Source organism: Pseudoalteromonas sp. S16_S37 (genome assembly GCF_014694405.1).
Taxonomy (GTDB): domain Bacteria; phylum Pseudomonadota; class Gammaproteobacteria; order Enterobacterales; family Alteromonadaceae; genus Pseudoalteromonas.
In genome coordinates, this window is the sequence record NZ_JAAUWV010000057.1 from 1 (window position 1) to 20,028 (window position 20,028).

A 20,028-nucleotide genomic window follows, 5' to 3' on the forward strand; every position below is an offset into this window, starting at 1 on the left:
AGCAAAGTGCAGATGCAGACAAGCAAAGTGCAGATGCAGACAAGCAAAGTGCAGATGCAGACAAGCAAAGTGCAGATGCAGACAAGCAAAGTGCAGATGCAGACAAGCAAAGTGCAGATGCAGACAAGCAAAGTGCAGATGCAGACGAGCAAAGTGCAGATGCAGACAAGCAAAGTGCAGATGCAGACGAGCAAAGTGCAGATGCAGACAAGCAAAGTGCAGATGCAGACAAGCAAAGTGCAGATGCAGAAGAACAAAGTGCAGATGCAGAAGAACAAAGTGCAGATGCAGAAGAACAAAGTGCAGATGCAGAAGAACAAAGTGCAGATGCAGAAGAACAAAGTGCAGATGCAGACGGCACAGGAGTAGATCCCTCCGCTGAGCAGACTCCTGAGCAACAGGCTGAACGCTTAAAGCAGTCAGTGGACTCCATGCTAAACACTATCAATAAGGTGAAACCACACGCGATGGGCGTGAGCCAAATCAGTGCGTCAATTCAAGCTATAGATGAGGCGTCAAGCCAGTTTTCAGCGGAACAAAAAACACGCTTAAGACCTTTACATAATGCTATGATGAACCTCAAAAAGTCCCTAAAAACTCTAGGCGGTTCTAGCTTATCCACCTATCAGCAGAGCAATCGTCAAGCAGTATCAGACGGCCAACGAGTGGGATCGCCAGCAGCAGCGCAGAGCGTGAATGAATCGCGTGAACGCTTAAAATTAGAGGTCGATAAAGTGAGCGGCCAGCTCGTTGATCAGCTCCCTAATACATTTGAGCTCAAAGCAAGCCTAGAGAAAGCTACGCAGGATACTGCTGCGCTTGCAACTTTGTTTGCAAAATCTTACCTTGAGGTCGTCAACACAATGGCAAGTTTGCCTGAAGGGGCACCATCGCAAGTTGGGGCGTCTCGGTTACGAAAAACCCTCACTAAACTGACTTCATTGAATGAATCTGACGCCAAAGGGTTAGATGAAGCATCTCTTAGCCAAGTTATTTCAAATAACCTCAATGGTGAGTCAGTCAGTGCTGCTGGTATCGCCGAGCTTAGTGACGCACTCAATCAATTTATTGAATTAGAATAAGGTCATGCTCAACGCTTTAATGTTTTAGTGCCGTGCAGCGACACATCATAGTGACGCTGCACGGTATGCAAATGCTTTTAGTACTGCACTTTTGGTGGGAAGTTTTGCAATATGTCGGCAACGGTTTGGTTGATAGATGCTTCTCTTTGCTCAGGTGTTTGCTTGTTGCGCAACCGACCTTCTTTAGCGCCGCGCCACACTAATTGTTTAGATGTATTGTCAATCACATCAATCACGAGTGTACCAACATCATACTCTCTGGTTGTGGTATGGGTTTGCACACCCCAACCCCAGTAGTTCCAGCGTACGCCATAGCTGGTATTGAGCGTATCTGCTTCAATTTTACTCTCAACCGACGCATGATAGTTAATTAGCATATCGGCATTTGCTTGCTCAACCAATGTAATACCTTGGCTTGATAATGTTTGTGCAATTGCTGCTCGAACACGTTTCTCCATCAACTCATTGATTTGATAGTCACTTGCGCTGGCTTGAAGTTTTGCATCTGGCGCCCAAGCAAAGGTTTTATAATTAGCAAATTCTGCCGACTTATCATAATCCCAATCAGGCGATGATGAGCAGGCGCTTAGTAGCACAAGCAATGATGTTATTAAAAAACTTTTTAACATGTTAAGTCTCCTTGGCCCAGCGGCTCATCAACGTCCGCTGGGTGCATTTATCAAACCTTTTAAGATCAGACTGCTTGGGCGGTATTATGTTCCACTTCAATCCAGTCTTTCTCATCTACCCAGTTTTGGCTACCATTTTTAACACTGCGAATAGGTACGATATAATCACAGCTAATTTGCGGTTTAACAGACGCAAAAATGGGCACAAAGCCAAAACTTAGCGCCGTCTCAATGATGGCTTTTTGGTTTTGTGGGTCAATGTCTGCCGCTTCGTCGATGTATATAGGAATACGATAGAGCGTTTGTTCTTGCTCAGAAAGCAAATAGCGTATAAACAACATACCACATAATAACTTAATGGTGATACGAGTACCGTTTGAGCCAGCTGAGTCAATTTTGTCAAAGTGTTCAGTTTCTCCAGCTCGGTTGACAACTTCAAAGCGAATATCAAATAAGTCTGTTAGCGTAAGCCCAGCTTTATCACTGGCCAACTTAATTAAATGATCTTTAGCATCGTTTAGTGCTTTTTCATCACTTGGCTGCACAGATAAAAGGTCAAAGTTATCGCCTTTTTCATAGTTATCAGACGTACTAATAATGGTATCAATACTATCGACAAGCATTTTACGAGGGATAATATTAATCTTAAATGACTGTAAATTTGAGATACGATGCTGACTTATGCCTTTGTTAAAGCTATTCATTTCCCGGCGAAGTCTATCAAGATCTTCACGCAACCCTTTAATTGTTGCGGCAACTTCAGTAAGTGCAACGCGAGCTTGGCGGTCAACGGCGTCGCGCTCGTTATCTAGATTATGATAAGCGCTGATAAGTTTTGCATATTTACTGTTTTCATCCGTTTCATTGTCAAACTTAGTGATACCCGCGTTATAGATGTGCAAGTAAGTATTACGAACATTAACTGCCAAGTTTCTTAACTCATTGCACTCTTTATTAAACTGATGCACAACCTCGGCTAAGTTATCAAAGTCGAGTTTAACGTCAACGGGATAGGGCGTTTGCTTGCCCGAGAAAATATCGAGCGTATGGTCAATTCGCTCTGATTTTACCTGCCTTAATCTATCGCTTTGACGGGTGAGTAAGTCTTGCTTACTTTTGATGATAGAACGTCGGTCAGAAATTGAGCCTGCGTTACGTTGCACATCTTGTAAGTATTCGTCAACTTGCTCACGCTCAGCATTTAACTGTTCACGCAACAACTCCTGCGCATCGACTGATTGCAACATGGTTTGATATTGCTCAAAACGTTTAAGTGCCGCTTCTAAGCCCATTAACTCGTCGTAAAGCGCATCTCGTTCTTGCTGCTTTTGAGCAACGTTGGCGGCAACTTCACGTTGTTGCTTAAATTCAACTAAAGACTGCTGTAAGGCATCAAGTTGTGCCTTAAGTTGCTCTTTGTTTTCGCCACTTTGCATTTGCACTGGGCTCAGCTTTTTGAGCTTTATTATTGCGCCTGGTAGGGTTAGCTCACCCCCTTTAACACTTGCCGATAGTAATTCTAAGAAGCCGCCAAAAGCATCTTCATCGGTAATCGTGATATCACCTTGATTAGTTGTCGCAAAAGACAATAAATCAGGGTTCAAAATACGCGATATCTCTTCAACTTCTTTGAGCGATAAGTCCTCACGCATACGGGTAAACAAATTAAACTCTAAATTTTTAAGCTGTAACTTTAAGCTCTTGATTTGCTTTTGAGTTTCGTTAATTCGGTAATCTAATGTATATAAACTCTGTCCTTGCGCGCTATTAATTGAAAAAGACAATTGCTCATATTCTTTTTTAAGTAGCTGCAAATTAGTTTTAAGCGTTGCGTGATTAGTGAGTTCAAATTCAGTTTTCAGCGCATAAAAGTCAGTAAACCACTGTTCAATCTGTGTTTGACGTCGCTCAATATCCCTAGACTGTTGCAAGTACAGTTGTTGTTTTTGCTCGAAGTCATGCTTTTCTTGCTCAATGTCTTCAAGTTGCGCGTTTAGCTCTGCTAAATGTTCTTGCTGATATTGGTCATACTCTACTAATGCGACGTCTATTTTTGGCGCATATGCTGCTAACTTACCTTTTATGGTCGCTTCGCTATCTAGCATGGCTTCGAGCGCAGCTATTGGCTCTTGCATAGATTCAAGGGCATTGAGCTCACGACGAGAGCGGTTTACTTTGTCAAATGCGCGGCGCCATACTTCATAAAAATCTACTTTAGAGTTAGACATATGACGCTCAAAAACGCGCAGCATAAAGCGTTTTACATCACTGGCGCCTAGCTTATGTAAATTCAAAATACGGCGAAAAATCTCTTTATAAATTGCCGCATCTTGAACATTATTAAGCGGGATCATTTTTAGATTCACATCGCCATCAAAGGGCGTTGCACCGCCAGTGAGTAGGGCGTTTAGTTCTTGCGCTTTTAGCTCAATAGGTTTTTTACCTTGCGCTTCAAGGTGTTTAAAAAGTTTGGTGTATTTAATGATGCTTTTTTCTTGGGTAAAGTCATCTAAGTTTAACTTACCAGGGAAGCAAAAAAACTGATGCGCAAACCCTGCTATTTTACCCAAGCCAGCAACACCGATAACAACGTCGCCATGTGGCAAGTTGGCTTCTAGCAAGATATACGACTGATCGGTCGAAAAATAGAACTTACGGGTTTCTTCGAGGTCGTGTCCATCCCATTCAGTTAAACGCAAATCGTTGATGAGGGGAAACTGTAGAGCATTGATAACCGAACTTTTACCTGTGTTGTTCGGTGCACATATTGACGCACTTTTATCCAATGGGATAACACATTTTGCATAACCCGCAGTGTTTAATAATGCTAGCTTACTTAAGCCATATAACTTACTCATACTTCTTCCTCGAGTTCGTCAAAATTGTCTTCATTTACTTCCATCAATGCATCGATGTATCGATAAATAGGTGCTAAATGCATAAAACCTTGCTCACCTTCTTTTGCAAGACCTAAACGAACCATTCGCAGATATACGTCTTTGCGCAAATCTGAACCCGAGAAAATTTCTAGCTGGTCAAATAGATGCTTATTGAGTTGTACTAAGGTTTGCATTAGCTCTAAATCAGCTATTTCGTCGAACAATGCTTTTAGTGGGTCTTTACCTTGGTTTGCGTAGTGTTCGATTAAAATAAACACGGTTAATGCAATCGCTCGAGATATTTTGCCCATATTAGGGGTGCTTTCGTCGCTTGCTAGATAATAAAAACCACGTGCATCATGTTGAAGATCATGACCAAGCGCATTAAACAGCGCTTGATATGAATCTATATGTTGATCGAGTTGCTGCCATAACGTGGTGTCTTGCTCACTGATATGATAACCACTGACTAATTTTTTATTGATAGCTTGCAGCTCACTGAGCTCAGATAAATTAATTTGCGTCATTAGGTGTTTCTTGTACTTTGCATGCATTGAACGGGTATAGGGCGAAGGTATGGTCGCTAATGGTTACCTTGCTTCTCTGTGTATCTTGTTGTAATTCAAAATGTCCATCGCTGATAAGTTTTTGATATAAAAACAACATTTCGTCAGCATCAAGACTAGGGTAGTGTTCGCTTAAGAAGCCTAGTAATGCGTGGCGCTGATTGCCATTACCAGTGAACTGTTTAGCGAATGACGTGCGAACGTCGTTATAATCTGGAATATTTGGGCTTTGATAAGCTGGCACATCGGTGTGATCAGGTAATTGATAATCCTCATGTTCAAAGTGCGCTAAGCTTGCCATATAAGCAACCATATGTCGTTGTTGACCAAGTGAAAAACGCTGAATATCAGAGACAAAATCTGGCTGAACAGGGGTCAGCATGCTATCAACACCATTTTTTCTAATTAGGCCCAACACTTTAGCCGCTTGCCTTGTGATCAAGGTGTTGCGTCGTAGCTCTTCGCGCAGAGGCATCAGCATATCGGCACTTTTACGTAAGCTTTCACGGCCAATGAGGTGCATATCCAAAATTCTGGTACGTAGCTGTTCTAACATACGCTTATCGTGCACGCCGCGGCCAAACAACTCTATGCTTTCAATTTGATTGCTGATCTGTTGTTCTATAACGGCAAAGCAGGCATGAAAATCGCCGCGAATATCCACCATTTCTAACATTGGCTCTATGTATTCGTCAAAAGCCTCGATCACGGCTTTATAACGTTTTTGTAGCGATAGGTTACTGTTGTCGGATTTAGCTTGTTCTACAAGGTTAAAAATTGCGCTTTCATTATGTTGAAATAATTTCACAATCTTTCTTACGCGTTCATCCATGATCCGGCTAAAACGGCGTAATTCACTAAAATCCCCCTCATCACCAGCTTGTTGTAATCTGGTTCCTAGGCGCTCTAAGTCTTTTACAAGCACGGTTATTTCTTCAGCTAAACCTAAGTCTTCTTCTTGTAATAAGAAACTTGCAAAATCGGCTATCGCTCGGTTTATTTCTAATTGCGAAGATTTTGCCAGAGGTATAATAATCTCTTGATTTAGCAGGCGGTTTGTTTCTCTGAAAATCCGTTCGCTGGTCCACTGAGGGTTTTTATGTTTTATGACGTTTTGAACGTCTTTTAGGCTGAAATCGGTCATTTTAAACCGTTTAAAAAGCAGCTCTAACACACCCCAATGTTCATTGAGTGTGTTTAATACTTTTTTTGCTGGGATCATAACTTTCCAGTTTGTATCAATTTTATGACAAGCAGGGTAAATTAATTACTTGTAGCCGTAGCGAATACAAGCAGCAAATGCTATTCTTCGCGCCGATTTACACGTTACCTTCAAACTCTATTAATTTTACTTACAGGTTGTTTACGCAATATGGTTACGCCCATTATCCTTACCCTGATAGCGATTGCGTTCGTGCTTATCGTTATAGAGGATATCATCCATGTAAACAAGGCCAAAACTACCCTTTTTTTTGGTACTTTGTGTTGGATTATCGCTTTCATATCTCCGATTCATGGGCAAAGCCCAGAAACTGTACAACATCAACTAGATCATAACATTCTTGAAATTGCCACTCTATGGTTATTCTTAATGGCTGCAATGACATTTGTTGCTTATTTGAATTCCAAGGGGTTTATTCAGAACATCGTTCATCGCGTAATGCCTGCGCAGATAAGTGAACGTAAGCTTATGTTTTTAGTCGGTATATCTGCTTTTGTGTTCTCTTCTATTTCGGATAATATCACAGCAACGCTGATTTCTCTTGCTGTTGTTATGTCTTTGAAGTTGGACCCTAAAAAGCTTATCAAGTATGCAACGCTAATCATCTTTAGTGTCAATAGTGGCGGGGTGTCTCTCATAACGGGTGATGTAACGACGCTCATGATCTTTTTAGCTGACAAAGTGACTATTCCTGATTTACTGCTTTTGATAGCGCCTGCTCTAACTAGTGTTATTGCGCTCGCTGCCATGTTGTCGGTTGGCATGAACAGTACTTTAGAATTCAATAAGGACGAGCAAAGAAGAATCGAGAAAACAGATATCACCATTGCTGTTATCTTTATGTCGACTATTTTTGCAACGTTATTCTTAAGTGTTCAATATCAAGTTCCACCCTTACTCACATTTTTGTTTGGTTTGTCTTTAATGTTTTTAGTTGCGCAGTTTTTAATGCGCAAAAAAGACGTGAACAAAAAGATCATCGACTATATTCGAGAAATTGAATACGACACGCTGCTGTTTTTCGTAGGGGTTCTGTTGCTGGTTGGTGCATTGAAGGAAGTGGGCGTACTCGCTATGTTTACGGATTTATATGTATATATGAGCCCAGAGTATGCAAACTACTTAATGGGGTTATTATCTGCGGCCGTAGATAACGTACCTTTGACCGCTGCATTACTAAAAGCTGATATTACCATGACTGCACAACAATGGTTGATGTTCACCTATGCAACCGGTGTGGGTGGTTCTATGTTAGTCATTGGTTCTGCTGCTGGTATTATCGCAATGAGTAAAGTTAAAGCATTGACTTTTATGAGCTATTTAAGAATGTCGTTGTATTTGCTGATTGCCTATACATTAGGTTACGGTGGCGCATATTTATCAGGCCAATTTATCTAAATATTTTTGCCATCTTAGGTAATAAAAACTTGACACCTAGACGGCTAAAAGATACTTTCTATCAGCCCACTCATTAGTTAGTGGGCTTTTATTTTGCTTTGATTCAGTTTTAGCAAGGCAAAATATACAGAAGAGGTGCGATGCTTAGGTATTTAACAGTAGGTGACGAAAGCCAGTGACTGTTAAAGAGGGAAGTATTCGCCGAGGAGAGTTATGGTACGTCGTCATAACTTTTCGGTTTACGAGGCTGAATCCTCGGAACTGTCACCGTTATTGGTGGAGAGCTTCTGGCAAAGGTCAATTCAACTATCTTCAGTACCTTTATTGCCAAGTTCTCCTGTTTTTTATGACTGCTATCTTAGTGGTCAAAAGGAGATATCATGAATTCGCAGTACACAGTCGCAAAGTTTGGCGGAACAAGTGTAGCCGATTACCCAGCCATGCATCGCTGTGCTCAAATTATTAATGATGACAGTCTGGTCAGAGTGGTTGTAGTTAGCGCAAGTGCAGGTGTTACTAATCACTTAGTAACGCTGACTCAACAAAAAGCAGATGAAGTGCAACGCCAGCAGTTAGTACAAGCCGTGCTCGATATTCAAAATGCAATTCTTGCAAAGTTGACCTTAGATTCGGATCTAGAGTCGGGCTTTGAGCAAACTATTGCAGAGTTTAAAACTTTAGCGGCTTTGCCTGCATTAAGTGCGCAGCAATGCGACGAAATGCTTAGCTTTGGTGAGCGTTTATCTTCTTACTTGTTTACGCAAGTGTTGCGTAACTTAGGGATAAATGCAGATCGCTTTGATGTGCGTACTGTTTTAAAAACAGATAATCGCTTTGGTAAGGCGTCACCTGATATCAAAGCGACAGAAAAGGCTGCACAACAACACTTAGTTCCCTTGCTGGATGATAAAGTGTTAGTTACTCAAGGGTTTATTGGCAGCGACGTGTATGGTCAAACAACCACTTTAGGAAGAGGTGGATCAGATTATAGTGCCGCGTTACTCGCTGAAGCCATCCACGCTAAGAGTGTGCATATCTGGACTGATGTAGTCGGAATATTTAGCACCGATCCTAGATTATGCGCTAAGGCTTCACCTATTGCGCGTTTGAGCTTTGACGAAGCTGCTGAAATGGCTACATTTGGCGCTAAAGTGCTGCATCCTGCAACTATTTTACCAGCTAGCCGCAGCGGCATTGCCGTATTTGTTGGTTCAAGCCGCGACCCGCAAGCTGGAGGAACTTGGATTGAGCGTGAAAAATCGACAGTACCTGGTATTAGAGCAGTAACACAGCGTAAAAATCAGATTTTATTGACCCTAAAAAGTCCTGAAATGCTGTTAGCTAGCGGCTTCTTGGCGAGAATATTCACCATTTTAAGTGCGCATAATATTTCCGTTGATTTGGTTACCACGTCAGAGATAAGTGTTGCTATTACCTTAGACAATGCGCAAAACGCATCTCGTCCTGAATTAGAGCAGGCGTGTTTGGATGAATTGAGCGAGTTTTGCCACGTTACCGTTGAAAACAATTTAACGTTAGTGGCGCTGATAGGCTCTGAAATACAGCTAAAGCAACATGAAATGAACTTAATGAAGGTATTAAGCGAGTTTAACATTCGCTTGATCTGCCATGGCGCAAGTAAGCACAACCTGTGCTTTTTAGTTGAACAATCCCATTCGGATCATGTTGTACAGTCTATTCATGAAAAACTGTTAGAGTCAGCATAAGATAATCTAAAAGTGGCACCTAAAATACAATATAGGGTGCCACTTAGACAGATTAATTTACTTCAAACTTCAGATACGTATTAAGTTTTCCTGTTATAGCGGGGCATGGACCTATTTCGTTCGCATTTCTTAACAACTTAAGTATAATCAGCCGTCTAAAACAATAACTAAATTATAATTAATATGGCTCAATTGCGAGAAGGTTTTCAAAGCCGACTTGGCTTTGTTCTAGCTGCAGCTGGCGCTGCTGTTGGTCTTGGTAATATCTGGGGATTTCCCACACAAGCTGCAAACCATGGTGGCGGCGCGTTTTTGCTAGTTTACTTTATTGTTATATTTGTGTTAGCGCTTCCGGCACTTTATACAGAGTTATACTTGGGGCACCAAGCACAATCCAATCCTGTTAATGCGCTAAGACAGGCCTGGAAAGAAAAAGCGCCAAAGGTCGGCGCAGGTGCAGGTTATTTAGGTTTGCTTGGCGCCATCATTATGCTGAGCTTTTATTCAATCGTTGCTGGCTGGATGCTTGCCTTTTCAGTTGAACCTTTGGCGAGATTTGTTGGTTTGGAGCAAGCCAGTGAGTTTTTAAAAAGTGACTCGACATTAAGAAACTTCATTTTTACGCCTCTTATGTTGTTGCTTACCGCGAGCATTATATTAAAAGGCGTAAAGTCGGGAATTGAAACTTGGTCTAGACGACTTATGCCAATGTTGCTTGTACTACTGATAGCGCTTATAGGTTATATCGCAACGCTAGAAGGCGCTGCGGATGGCTTTAGCGCCTATCTTGTCCCAGACTTTTCCAAAGTAACCGATCCTGATTTAATCATTGCAGCCATGGGGCAGGCCTTCTTTTCTTTATCCTTGGGCGTTGGTTGTATGATGATTTACGGCTCGTACCTTAAACCCAATGAAAACTTACCCAAACTAACTCTGAGTGTTGCTGCACTTGATACTGGCGTGGCATTTTTAGCTGGGTTGCTAATAGTTCCAGCCGTTTTTGTGGCACAGCACAACGGTGTAGAGGTATTTCAAGATGGTAAGCTGATAGGTGAGGGAAGGTTAATTTTTGCGGTATTACCAGAGCTGTTTTCGAGTATGGGCGCTATCGGATTGTGGGTTGGACTTACTTTCTTTGTATTGATGTCTATTGCCTCTGTGACATCTACAATTTCTTCAACTGAAATTCCAGTATCATTTTTAGTTGAAAACCACGGTATGCAGCGAAAAGGTGCAACATGGCTCGTAACTACAGTTATTTTTGTGGTATCTAGCACCATAATCGTTAATTTCGAATGGCTGTTTGGTCTGGTTATAACGCTGCTAACACAATATCAGCTACCATTAATGGGCTTGTTTTACTTTGTTACCGTAGGCTGGATATGGAAGCGAGGTAATCAATTAAGCCTCGAATGCAAAGGGGCGCACTACTGGTTTGCACAGTATGTTCGTTTTGTTTGCCCAATATTAATGACAGCCGTATTTTTAAATGTGGCAATGAAATAGTGTTTAAAACAACAACTAGGAAAGGCGCATTAAGCGCCTTTTTTATATGTTTACCAACGATTGATGTAATTTAATTTTATCGTCTTTTCATCAAAGCGTGTTTGCCTCTCATGCCAGCCATCTTCTAAATCATAGCCTTTGTTTACACTGATCTGATATAACTCGTCAGGAGCACTTTGATATCGTAAGCGACTGAAAATAGATAGACTATCTGCTCGAGTATTATGCTGGATGAGGGTATTCCAAGACCAATCGCTGTTAAAGGCAATGTTTGCTTTAAAGCGGGTGTTGTACATGTTTTCGCTTAAAATATTTTTGCTGTAATAATGATTATGCCTACTCAATTGCAGTAACACGTGCTTGTTAGGCTTATAGTTGATTTCGGCCAGCACTTGTTGCCTATCACTGTCATAAAATTTACCTGAACTGAGGGTGATGCTACCAAATATGCTTTGATCTGACGGTGTTTGATAATACGTTTCCCATTGATCAAAATGATAGTCTTTTGCGTCAAAGCCAATCTGGCGACCCATTGCGTAATGCTTTTTCAAGCGCTCTTTTCTTGCAATATATTGCAGTTGAAAAACTGATGAATTTTTCATCTCAATGCGCATAGGTCTAATGATGTATTTTTTGCTCAGCCAGTGGTTGTCTACATCATTGCGTTGGTAATAATGATAGTTAAATTGCACGTAGTTAATGTATTCACTTAAAAAGCCAGATTGAGGACGCTCTCTAAAATGTGATACGAGTTCATAGTAGTTAATGCCATTTCGATTCACAAAACCAAGTGCAGGATTAAAATCTTCACCTAAATATCGATACTTGGTTCGTAAGTATATTCTGTCATTGGGCAAGGTTATTTGTGCGCCATATGCTTTAGTATCTTGCTGAGGATACATTTTTTGAGTTTGTTGATACCAAGCATATGCTCTGATCTGTTGGTCATCGAATATATCGCTTTCATAGCGATAATCTACACCAAAAAGTTGGTCGTCAGTTCTGTCGTTGGCGCTGCCATCAGTTAAAATAGCGCCTATTTGATGTTGTTCACCAATTTGCTGCTTAACTCTCGTTACGGTGAGCTGGGTTTTATCATCTGTTTGGCCATCTTTTTCCTGGCTTACACTGAGTAAGCCAAAGCTGGTATTGCCTACTTTGCCTGTTAACTTTGTGCCCCAATCAATATCTAATACACCACTTTGCGGCCCTTGACCGATTGTTCTTGAATAGAAAGGCATGCCGTTGTAGTCATCGTTGTTAAAGTCGCCAAAGCTAAACACCTGACTGTCTTGTAAAAAAAAGTCCCGCTTTTCCGCAAAAAACTGATTAAAACGAGTCATATTGATATCCACTTCATCAACGTCAGTGCCCGAAAAATCGGTATTTACAGTGAGCACGCCAGTAACACTGGGTGTAAATTTATAAAATGCATCTAAAGATGGGGTCCACTTAGACTCCGTAGTGTTATCTTTAAAGCTCAAGCCCGATTTAAGCTCAATGCCTTTGCCTTGAGAAAGTCCATTAAGGTTGGTTATTTGTGCAACTTGTGGGGCGGTCCAACCACCATTTTGGGGATCATTAATGTTCCAATAAATTTGTTTGTAAGGCTTAGATAATTTGTGTCTTAACTGTAGGCCCCAATTACTTTTATTCGGATCAAATGATACTGATTGCATCGGTATGGCCATTTCAACGCTCCAGCCTTGCTCTGTACGTTGAGTTTTTGCGTACCAAATGGTGCTCCATTCACCTATATATTGTGTACCATCAACTAAGCCATCTTCTCTGACTCCTGATGGGGTGACATGAAATAAATAAGCGTCACGCTTATCAAAGTTAGTGTCTAATGTTATGCCAAAGTAGTCTTCATCCCAAATTCTATCTCCCTGAGTAAGCACTCTGTCAGTGATGCTTTGTTGTGGCTGAATGATTTGAGCGCCAATGTATAAATACGATTCATCATAGGCGACTCGTGCTTTGATTGGATATGGCGCGTCTTTGCCTAAGTTGGGTCTAAATTCAACAAACTGCTCAACAAGCTGAGCCCCTTGCCATTCTTCTTCATTCACGTGGCCATCAATCACTGGCGCGACCTTTAACTTATAAATGCTTAACGGTGGCCTTTTAAACTCTTCATTTGCCTGTGCGCATAGCACAGGTAGCAATAAACTTAGGGTTAGGCAGTTAGCGTAGTTCATCTTATTTTCCTGCGTAAAGTAACTTTGCAAAAGAGTGCCTTAGCGCTCAAGCAAAGGCGTGAAAAAGTGAGGAAATTGCATGACAAAAAGGTGATTGTTTATCGTGACAAACACCAACGTATTGATATTTAAAGTTTGTTTTATCATTTACTGCGGTTTTGCGATGCCCTCAGCGCTACTTTTAACTGCAAACTGAACTTATTTTCAAACCGTACGTAACAATAACAGGATGAATTTAAGGAGACAGACCTCTATGTCAAAGGCACTTTATTGGTTTACGCATGACTTACGACTCAATGATAATTCTGGGGTAGATGCACTTTTGGATAACCATACTGAAGTTGCTTTTATGTTTGTAATAAATACTGATTGGTTTAAACCAACAAACTATTTGCAAAAATCTATAGGTGTGCATCGCTGGCAATTTTTAAAATCATCGCTCGAAAATTTACACAGCCAATTGAGAAGTCGGGGTCACAGATTATTATTGAGACTAGGCAAACCTGTAGCCGAGCTTAAGCAGTTTGTAGAAGAGTATGAAATCAAACAGATTTATACTTCAAAACAGTTTGGATTTTATGAGCAAAAGGAGATAGATGCGCTCAAAACATTGCTTCCATCAGTTAAAGTGAGCTGTTTAAGTACGAGTACTTTGTTTAATGATGAGCAAATTTTAACTGAACAAATCCCCATGCAATCGTTTAGCGCATTCAGGAAGCATGTAGAAACACAAAATTTTAGCATCAGTGAGCCATGTCTTCGTGATAGTTCAATATGGCCACAACCTATTGACATACACGGTGCTTACGAGAACAGTTATTTCGGTCGTGTTCTCGATAAAGTTACACGTGAATTGGTTGGTCATAACACTTCGGAGCTGAGTGAAGATTATCGGCTTTTAGGTGGCGAGCAAAGTGCAATATCACATGTTTGCGATTACTTTAGCTCATCAGCACCTTTGACGTATAAAGAGACCCGTAATGAATTGGATGGCAAATACAATTCAACCAAATTTAGCCCATACTTGGCGATGGGTAATGTGTCGCCAAGATATATTTGGCATGAACTTATCAAGTATCAGCAAAGCCGCGGTAAAAACGAATCAACATATTGGATTGGCTTTGAATTGTTATGGAGGGAGTATTTTCAGTGGCTGCTGAAAAGCCACGGTAAATCCTTCTTTCTATTTCAAGGCAACACAAAAAACAAGCCGTTAACTAGCTTTTATGCGCATAGATTTGCGCAGTGGTGTAACGGACAAACCAAGTACCCTCTAGTTAACGCCTGCATCAATCAACTAAACGCAACTGGGTATATGTCAAATCGCGGTCGACAGATCGTTGCGAGCTGTTTGGTTAATGAACTGAGTGTTGACTGGCGTTATGGCGCAGCCTACTTCCAACAACAACTGGTTGATTACGATGTGGCTTCAAATTGGGGTAACTGGCAATACATTGCTGGCGTGGGCGTTGATCCACAAGGTGGGCGACACTTCAACATCAGCAAGCAAACGCAACTGTATGACAAAAATGGAGACTTTATTAAAAAATGGCAAGGTGCATATAGAGATGTGCATATCTATGACTTAGTAAATGAAGCTGATTGGCCGAATATATGAACAAAAAGCATTTACCCACAAAAATTTGTATTGTGTGCTCGCTGCCTTTTTCTTGGCGCAAAAAGTGGGAGAGGGATTGGGATAATGTCAAATATTGCTCAAAGCGTTGTGCCTGTAGCCGTCACACCATAAAAAAGGTACCTAAATGAAAAATACCTATAAGAACTTGAGGTTGGTTCTTGGCGATCAACTAAATGCAAATCATAGTTGGTTTAAAGAAAAAAGTGACGATGTGGTTTATGTCATAGCGGAGTTACATCAAGAAGCGTCCTACACTACACATCATATCCAAAAAGTATGTGCGTTTTTTTGTGCGATGGAAAACTTTGCAGCGGCTCTAAGTGAAGCAGGCCATCATGTTTTACACCTAACACTTGATGATACGGTGCGATACCACAGCTTGCCTGAGTTATTGCAAGCGTTGATTGAGCAATATCAAATTCAACAATTTGAATACCAGTTACCTGATGAATATAGACTCAGAGCTCAGTTAGCTGGCTTTTCAGAAAGCCTCGAAATCACAGTGAAATGTTATGAAACTGAGCATTTTTACGTAAATGAAAGCATGCTTAAAAAGGAATTTAAGGCAGGGAAAAGTCATAGAATGGAGGCTTTTTACCGTAAAATGCGCAAGAGGTTTAACATCTTAATGGAAGGTGAGCAGCCTCTTGGTGGGCAATGGAACTATGATGAACAAAATAGAAATAAACTAAAGCCTACTGATTTTGAAAAAGTGCCTGAGCCGCTCTTGTTTCAAAACGACATATTATTAATCATTGAGCGCATCAAACGCCACAAAATACAGGCAATAGGTCGTATCGATAGCACCTTGTTGTGGCCTGTGACTCGCATTCAAGCGAGAGAACTCGTTGATTACTTTTGTGAGCACTGTCTTGAACATTTTGGGCATTTCCAAGATGCGATGAGCTGTGAACTTGACGACGCATTTGCACAAAAGCAATGGTGTTTACTGCACTCAAGGCTGTCTTTTGCCTTAAATATCAAAATGATCAGTCCTGATTATGTAGTCAATAAAGCGATTGATTTCTATCTGAAGAACCAAAGTCGAGTGTCGCTTTCGCAAATTGAAGGCTTTGTAAGGCAAATAATAGGCTGGCGAGAGTTTATTCGTGGTATCTACTGGGCAAATATGCCCAAATATGCGCAGCTCAACGCATTATCTGCACACAACCCGTTGCCAAGCTGGTTTTGGGATGGCAATACTAAAATGAACTGTGTTAAGCATGCAATTGTACAGTCACTCGATTTTGCCTATGCCCATCATATTCAAAGATTAATGGTGACAGGAAATTTTTGCTTGCTTGCAGGTATCAATCCAGATGAAGTAGATGAATGGTATTTGGGAATATATATCGATGCAATAGAGTGGGTTGAAATGCCCAATACTCGCGGCATGAGTCAATTTGCAGATGGCGGGATTGTTGGCTCAAAAGCTTACGCAGCAAGCGGTAATTACATAAAAAAAATGAGCGATTATTGTGGTAAATGCCATTATGACGTTTCACAAGTCGTCGGCAAAAAGGCCTGTCCGTTTAATTCATTGTACTGGCGGTTTATGAACGTTCACGAAGCCCAGTTTAGCGCGAACCCAAGGCAAAAATTAGTTTATGCAAATTGGTATAAAAAACAGCTAAGTCAAAGAGCTGAAATACTAAACCAAGCAGAGACTTACTTAATTGAGATAGAAAACCTCTAAGCGATAGAGTGTAAAGGGCCTTTACACTCATTTAGCTCAAATCCAAACACATTGATCTAACGAAATCTACTGACATCTATTTTTATATTTCATACCATACTGGTTTTAATTATTGAGGACAGTGAATGGAAGTATCTACTTGGTTAAGTTTGGCTGCAATCTGTATATTAGGAGCTATGTCACCGGGCCCAAGTCTTGCGGTTGTTCTTAAGTATTCTTTGCATAACAGTGCATTGCACGGCATTGTCGCAAGTGTTTCACACGGTGTAGGTGTCGGTTTATATGCAATGATCTCGGTGCTGGGCTTGGCTTCACTGATCAATCATTATCCTGCATTATTTCAAACCATGGTCATAGGCGGGGCTATTTATCTAGCGTACATGGGTATAAAAATTCTAACTAGTAAGTCTAACGGTGTTGAGATCCAATCAGTTAAACCCGTTGTAAATTATAAACAAGCGGCACAAGACGGATTTGCAATCGCATTTTTAAATCCAAAGTTGGCGGTGTTTTTTCTTGCGCTTTTTTCACAGTTTATCGTGCCTGAAAAGCTTAACGGTATGACTGCTTTTATAATGTGTGCAACGGTATTGGTTATTGATACTGCTTGGTACTTTTTTGTATCTGTGCTCAGTGCAAAAGCAAAACAAAAATTTGATTTACAATCTAAACAAGGGACTATCGACAAAGCGCTTGGTATTGTATTTTTGTTATTGGCCACACGTGTAATTATGAGTCAGTTTGCTTAAGTGTAATGACCGATCTTTAGTCCAACGTCTCACTATAAAGTTCGAATATTGTCTGCTTAAGCGCAGATAACCCTTCATGTATATTCATAATCTCAAGCGACACTGCGGTGTCGTTTACAACTCTTGAAAGCTCAACTTCAAACGACGCTCGTTTACCATCTAATAAATGCAGCTCTACAACATCTTGTGTTAAAGCTTCTTTGAGCGTCATCGCCATAAAAGGGTGGGTTCGAATAACGAGTCCGGATAGTGATAATGATAAAACAGGGAAGGGAGTACAAATTGAAGGGACTTTTAAAACAATGCCAGATAAACGTTTTGTTACCCAATATCGGTTACTCGACTCTGCATTAAATATATTTGGTAAGTCACAAGAAAAGGTTGCTGAGCCATTATCTGTCGTATGTATATGAGCAGGAAAGTATACGACTTCTGAATTAATCTTAGCTACAAGTTGGATGTCTGATGCTTGACTCAAGGTATGCAACCAGTGTTTGAGTTGTGAGGCATGGCTGTCTTCTAAACATATATCAAAGTGTGGCTCGCTTTCGTCTTTCAATACTTGTGAAATAAACTTAGTTTCTTCCTTCGATAGTTTCATCATGTGAAGTCCGTAAAAGTAACATTGTATTTATAATGCACAATTTGTACCGCTTATAGCTAATAAAGTGAGTTTAGGATCATTTACAACATTGGCTATTACAGCATATTACAGACTACACAGACCAAAAATACTCTATAATTTATAGTGGCTTATAGTTATATCGGCACTTGGAGGTTATTATTTAGCAATAATATTAGTCCAATTTACTCAATAATGTATTCTTTTGGCGACAGTTTAGTTAGTAATTTTGAGGTATAAAGTTACTTGGTTAGGTTTCTTTAATGATTAACTTCTGGCGGTAATTTGCGATTAAATACTTCTTGCTCGGCCCTTAAAATGATCTTTTCAAGCGCACCGCTTTGGCTTAACTCTCGCAGCTTATCGTCAACACGCTTTATTAAACGAACGTGATCCTTTCGGATGTAGTGATATAAGGGGAGTTTATCTAAACTTTTTTTATGGGGGACAATATCTGTTATGCCTAACACTATTTGGCCATCAATTCGGTTTGTAATTGCAATATCAGCCAAACCAGCCTGAACTAATTTAAACATTTGCACAGTATTGTCTGTATCGGTGACGTTATCAAGACCTCTGGTAACGTTTTCAGTGTGTTTTACGCCTCGAACTTTAACTATTTGATATTTTGCCAAATCTGATGGACTGTTAATTTGGATTGGGCTGCCTTTTTTAGTAAAAACCATGGTCTCAAGGTAATAGTATGGAGTTGGCACTCTTGTAGTTGTGGGGGTCTCATCGCCATAGCTGTATATACGCATGATCTCACCATCATCGGCTCCAGTTGCAGCGCCGTGTTGGGCTCATTTTTTTGGGCAAAGGTGTAATGATGATATCTATTCCTAACTGCTGATAAATCTCGCTGATGACGATACGACCAACTTCTTGTTCTATCAGGTAGTTAATCGAAGCGAAGTGATATGTTTCACTGTGTGAAGGGAGGCAAATAAGGCTAAATAATAACAGTAGATACTTCATAGTTCACTAAAGTTTGATCTATTAAACAGCAAGTTGCATGCAGTTAGTATAGTCTATTTAACCGATGCGACAGACCTATACGTTGTTTTAAAGTATAAAATAAGCAATGGTACAAATTATATTTATCAAAATCGGAACCTTTTTTTGCGATATCACGCCTTTTAGAAAAGTGTTTATTATTTTGGAGTGTTATGAATGCCAGTGAAATAGCAATACTCGTACTTGAAGCTCAGCAGGGTAACAAAAAATCGTTCGAGCGCTTGTGTAACGCACTTTACCAGCCAAGTTGTAGATTTGCTCTAAAACTTAGCGGCTGCACTGCTATGGCTGATGACGTTACTCAAGAAACATGGGTATGTGTTGCAAAGGATATAAAAAAACTTAAGGAACCAGGCGCATTTAAGGCATGGCTATTCAAATTGGTTTATCGGCGCTTTATTGATGCAATAAGGCAAAATCAATACACACAGCCAGCAGCCTGTGAAGAAGCGTACGTTCCGCAAATTGATCAGCATTACGATTTACTAGTGCTTATAAACAAATTACCCGACATACAAAGGCACGTCGTATATCTATTCTACTTTGAACAAATGGCGCTTGCTGAAATTGGTGCAGTACTTGAAATACCGATAGGCACAGTTAAGTCTACGTTACATAGAGCCAGAGCTACACTTTCGGAACTGGCAAGTGAACAAACACAGAGTTAGGAGCATTAAAGATGAACATTGATGACAAAATTAAAGCAAGCCTCGTTGCAGAGCAGCAACATTTAGATACGATTATTAGCCACGACAAAGGTCTGTTTAATCGTTTAACTGATATTTATCAAGGTAGTATGCGTATTTGGGTGATCGTATCGAGTATTGCTGCGTTAATTATCACGGTTGGATTTGTATACGCAGGTTATCAGTTTTGTATTGCGACAACAGTAACTTTACAAGTGTTTTGGGGTGTTTGGTTTATTGTTGGTTTGATGAGTCAGATAGCTATCAAACTTTGGTTGTTTATGGAAATGAACAGAGTTGCTTTATTAAAAGAAATCAAGCGCAGTGAGTTAAATATACTCGCGGCGCTAAGTCAGTCCAATTAACACACTGTTACCTCAAAGGCGTTGTTCTAGTTGTGTACAGCGCC

General features: G+C 40.5%; 18 protein-coding genes and 1 riboswitch. Of the genes, 10 read left to right on the plus strand and 8 right to left on the minus strand.

The window, feature by feature from the left end; all coding sequences use genetic code 11:
• A partial coding sequence (locus tag HC733_RS18375; protein ID WP_203219219.1) for a hypothetical protein occupies positions 1 to 1,082 on the plus strand: 1,082 nt, incomplete at its 5' end.
• Positions 1,083 to 1,159: 77 nt separating this feature from the next.
• Here the strand turns inward: HC733_RS18375 and HC733_RS18380 are convergent.
• The 4 genes from HC733_RS18380 to HC733_RS18395 form a co-directional block, all read right to left on the minus strand.
• Positions 1,160 to 1,711, minus strand: coding sequence for a DUF4136 domain-containing protein (locus tag HC733_RS18380; RefSeq protein WP_190366464.1), 552 nt, complete (start codon positions 1,709 to 1,711; stop codon positions 1,160 to 1,162).
• A gap of 65 nt (positions 1,712 to 1,776) precedes the next feature.
• Entirely contained in the window at positions 1,777 to 4,569 is a 2,793-nt protein-coding gene (locus HC733_RS18385) for an ATPase (protein ID WP_190366465.1), read from the minus strand.
• On the minus strand, positions 4,566 to 5,117 hold the full coding sequence (locus HC733_RS18390) for a condensin complex protein MksE (protein ID WP_190366466.1): 552 nt from the start codon (positions 5,115 to 5,117) through the stop codon (positions 4,566 to 4,568). The genes HC733_RS18385 and HC733_RS18390 overlap by 4 nt, the downstream gene beginning before the upstream one ends.
• Positions 5,104 to 6,378 carry a hypothetical protein gene (locus tag HC733_RS18395; protein WP_190366467.1) on the minus strand — a complete coding sequence of 425 codons (1,275 nt, stop codon included), beginning with the start codon at positions 6,376 to 6,378 and terminating at the stop codon, positions 5,104 to 5,106. The genes HC733_RS18390 and HC733_RS18395 overlap by 14 nt, the downstream gene beginning before the upstream one ends.
• Positions 6,379 to 6,528: 150 nt before the next feature.
• Between HC733_RS18395 and nhaD the strand changes: the two genes are divergently transcribed.
• The 3 genes from nhaD to HC733_RS18410 all read left to right on the plus strand — a co-directional run bounded on the left by nhaD (position 6,529) and on the right by HC733_RS18410 (position 11,009).
• The gene (gene nhaD, locus HC733_RS18400) at positions 6,529 to 7,776 is read left to right on the plus strand and encodes a sodium:proton antiporter NhaD (protein WP_190366468.1); all 1,248 of its coding nucleotides are present in this window, start codon (positions 6,529 to 6,531) and stop codon (positions 7,774 to 7,776) included.
• Between the two features lie 122 nt (positions 7,777 to 7,898).
• Positions 7,899 to 8,071, plus strand: a riboswitch (Lysine riboswitch).
• 85 nt (positions 8,072 to 8,156) lie between these two features.
• A complete protein-coding gene (gene lysC / locus HC733_RS18405) occupies positions 8,157 to 9,503 on the plus strand; it encodes a lysine-sensitive aspartokinase 3 (protein WP_190366469.1) in 1,347 nt (448 codons plus the stop codon).
• 183 nt (positions 9,504 to 9,686) lie between these two features.
• Positions 9,687 to 11,009 carry a sodium-dependent transporter gene (locus HC733_RS18410; RefSeq protein ID WP_190366470.1) on the plus strand — a complete coding sequence of 441 codons (1,323 nt, stop codon included), beginning with the start codon at positions 9,687 to 9,689 and terminating at the stop codon, positions 11,007 to 11,009.
• Between the two features lie 50 nt (positions 11,010 to 11,059).
• On the opposite strand, the gene HC733_RS18415 is transcribed toward HC733_RS18410, so the two are convergent.
• Positions 11,060 to 13,210 carry a carbohydrate binding family 9 domain-containing protein gene (locus HC733_RS18415; protein WP_190366471.1) on the minus strand — a complete coding sequence of 717 codons (2,151 nt, stop codon included), beginning with the start codon at positions 13,208 to 13,210 and terminating at the stop codon, positions 11,060 to 11,062.
• 253 nt (positions 13,211 to 13,463) lie between these two features.
• On the opposite strand from HC733_RS18415, the gene HC733_RS18420 reads away from it, so the two are divergent.
• The 4 genes from HC733_RS18420 (at position 13,464) to HC733_RS18435 (ending at position 17,294) form a co-directional block, all read left to right on the plus strand.
• Positions 13,464 to 14,828, plus strand: a complete 1,365-nt coding sequence (locus HC733_RS18420) for a DASH family cryptochrome (protein WP_190366472.1) — start codon at positions 13,464 to 13,466, stop codon at positions 14,826 to 14,828.
• Entirely contained in the window at positions 14,825 to 14,977 is a 153-nt protein-coding gene (locus tag HC733_RS18425; protein ID WP_190366473.1) for a DUF2256 domain-containing protein, read from the plus strand. The genes HC733_RS18420 and HC733_RS18425 overlap by 4 nt, the downstream gene beginning before the upstream one ends.
• The gene (locus HC733_RS18430; RefSeq protein WP_190366474.1) at positions 14,974 to 16,545 is read left to right on the plus strand and encodes a cryptochrome/photolyase family protein; all 1,572 of its coding nucleotides are present in this window, start codon (positions 14,974 to 14,976) and stop codon (positions 16,543 to 16,545) included. Before HC733_RS18425 ends, HC733_RS18430 begins: the two co-directional genes overlap by 4 nt.
• 125 nt (positions 16,546 to 16,670) lie before the next feature.
• Positions 16,671 to 17,294: a LysE family translocator gene (locus tag HC733_RS18435; RefSeq protein ID WP_190366475.1), complete on the plus strand. Its 624-nt coding sequence runs from the start codon at positions 16,671 to 16,673 to the stop codon at positions 17,292 to 17,294.
• 16 nt (positions 17,295 to 17,310) lie between these two features.
• Here HC733_RS18435 and HC733_RS18440 read toward each other — a convergent pair whose 3' ends face one another.
• From HC733_RS18440 to HC733_RS23245, 3 genes are all read right to left on the minus strand, one after another.
• Complete coding sequence (locus tag HC733_RS18440; protein ID WP_190366476.1) at positions 17,311 to 17,898, minus strand: hypothetical protein; 588 nt, start codon at positions 17,896 to 17,898, stop codon at positions 17,311 to 17,313.
• A 278-nt stretch (positions 17,899 to 18,176) separates the two neighbouring features.
• Positions 18,177 to 18,677: a substrate-binding periplasmic protein gene (locus HC733_RS18445; RefSeq protein WP_238937616.1), complete on the minus strand. Its 501-nt coding sequence runs from the start codon at positions 18,675 to 18,677 to the stop codon at positions 18,177 to 18,179.
• A 10-nt stretch (positions 18,678 to 18,687) separates the two neighbouring features.
• Entirely contained in the window at positions 18,688 to 18,894 is a 207-nt protein-coding gene (locus tag HC733_RS23245) for a hypothetical protein (protein WP_238937617.1), read from the minus strand.
• Between the two features lie 191 nt (positions 18,895 to 19,085).
• Here HC733_RS23245 and HC733_RS18450 point away from each other — a divergent pair, with 191 nt between their 5' ends.
• Both HC733_RS18450 and HC733_RS18455 read left to right on the plus strand, forming a co-directional pair.
• The gene (locus HC733_RS18450; RefSeq protein ID WP_190366477.1) at positions 19,086 to 19,601 is read left to right on the plus strand and encodes an RNA polymerase sigma factor; all 516 of its coding nucleotides are present in this window, start codon (positions 19,086 to 19,088) and stop codon (positions 19,599 to 19,601) included.
• Between the two features lie 11 nt (positions 19,602 to 19,612).
• On the plus strand, positions 19,613 to 19,984 hold the full coding sequence (locus HC733_RS18455; RefSeq protein ID WP_190366478.1) for a DUF6768 family protein: 372 nt from the start codon (positions 19,613 to 19,615) through the stop codon (positions 19,982 to 19,984).
• The last annotated feature ends 44 nt before the right edge of the window (positions 19,985 to 20,028 follow it).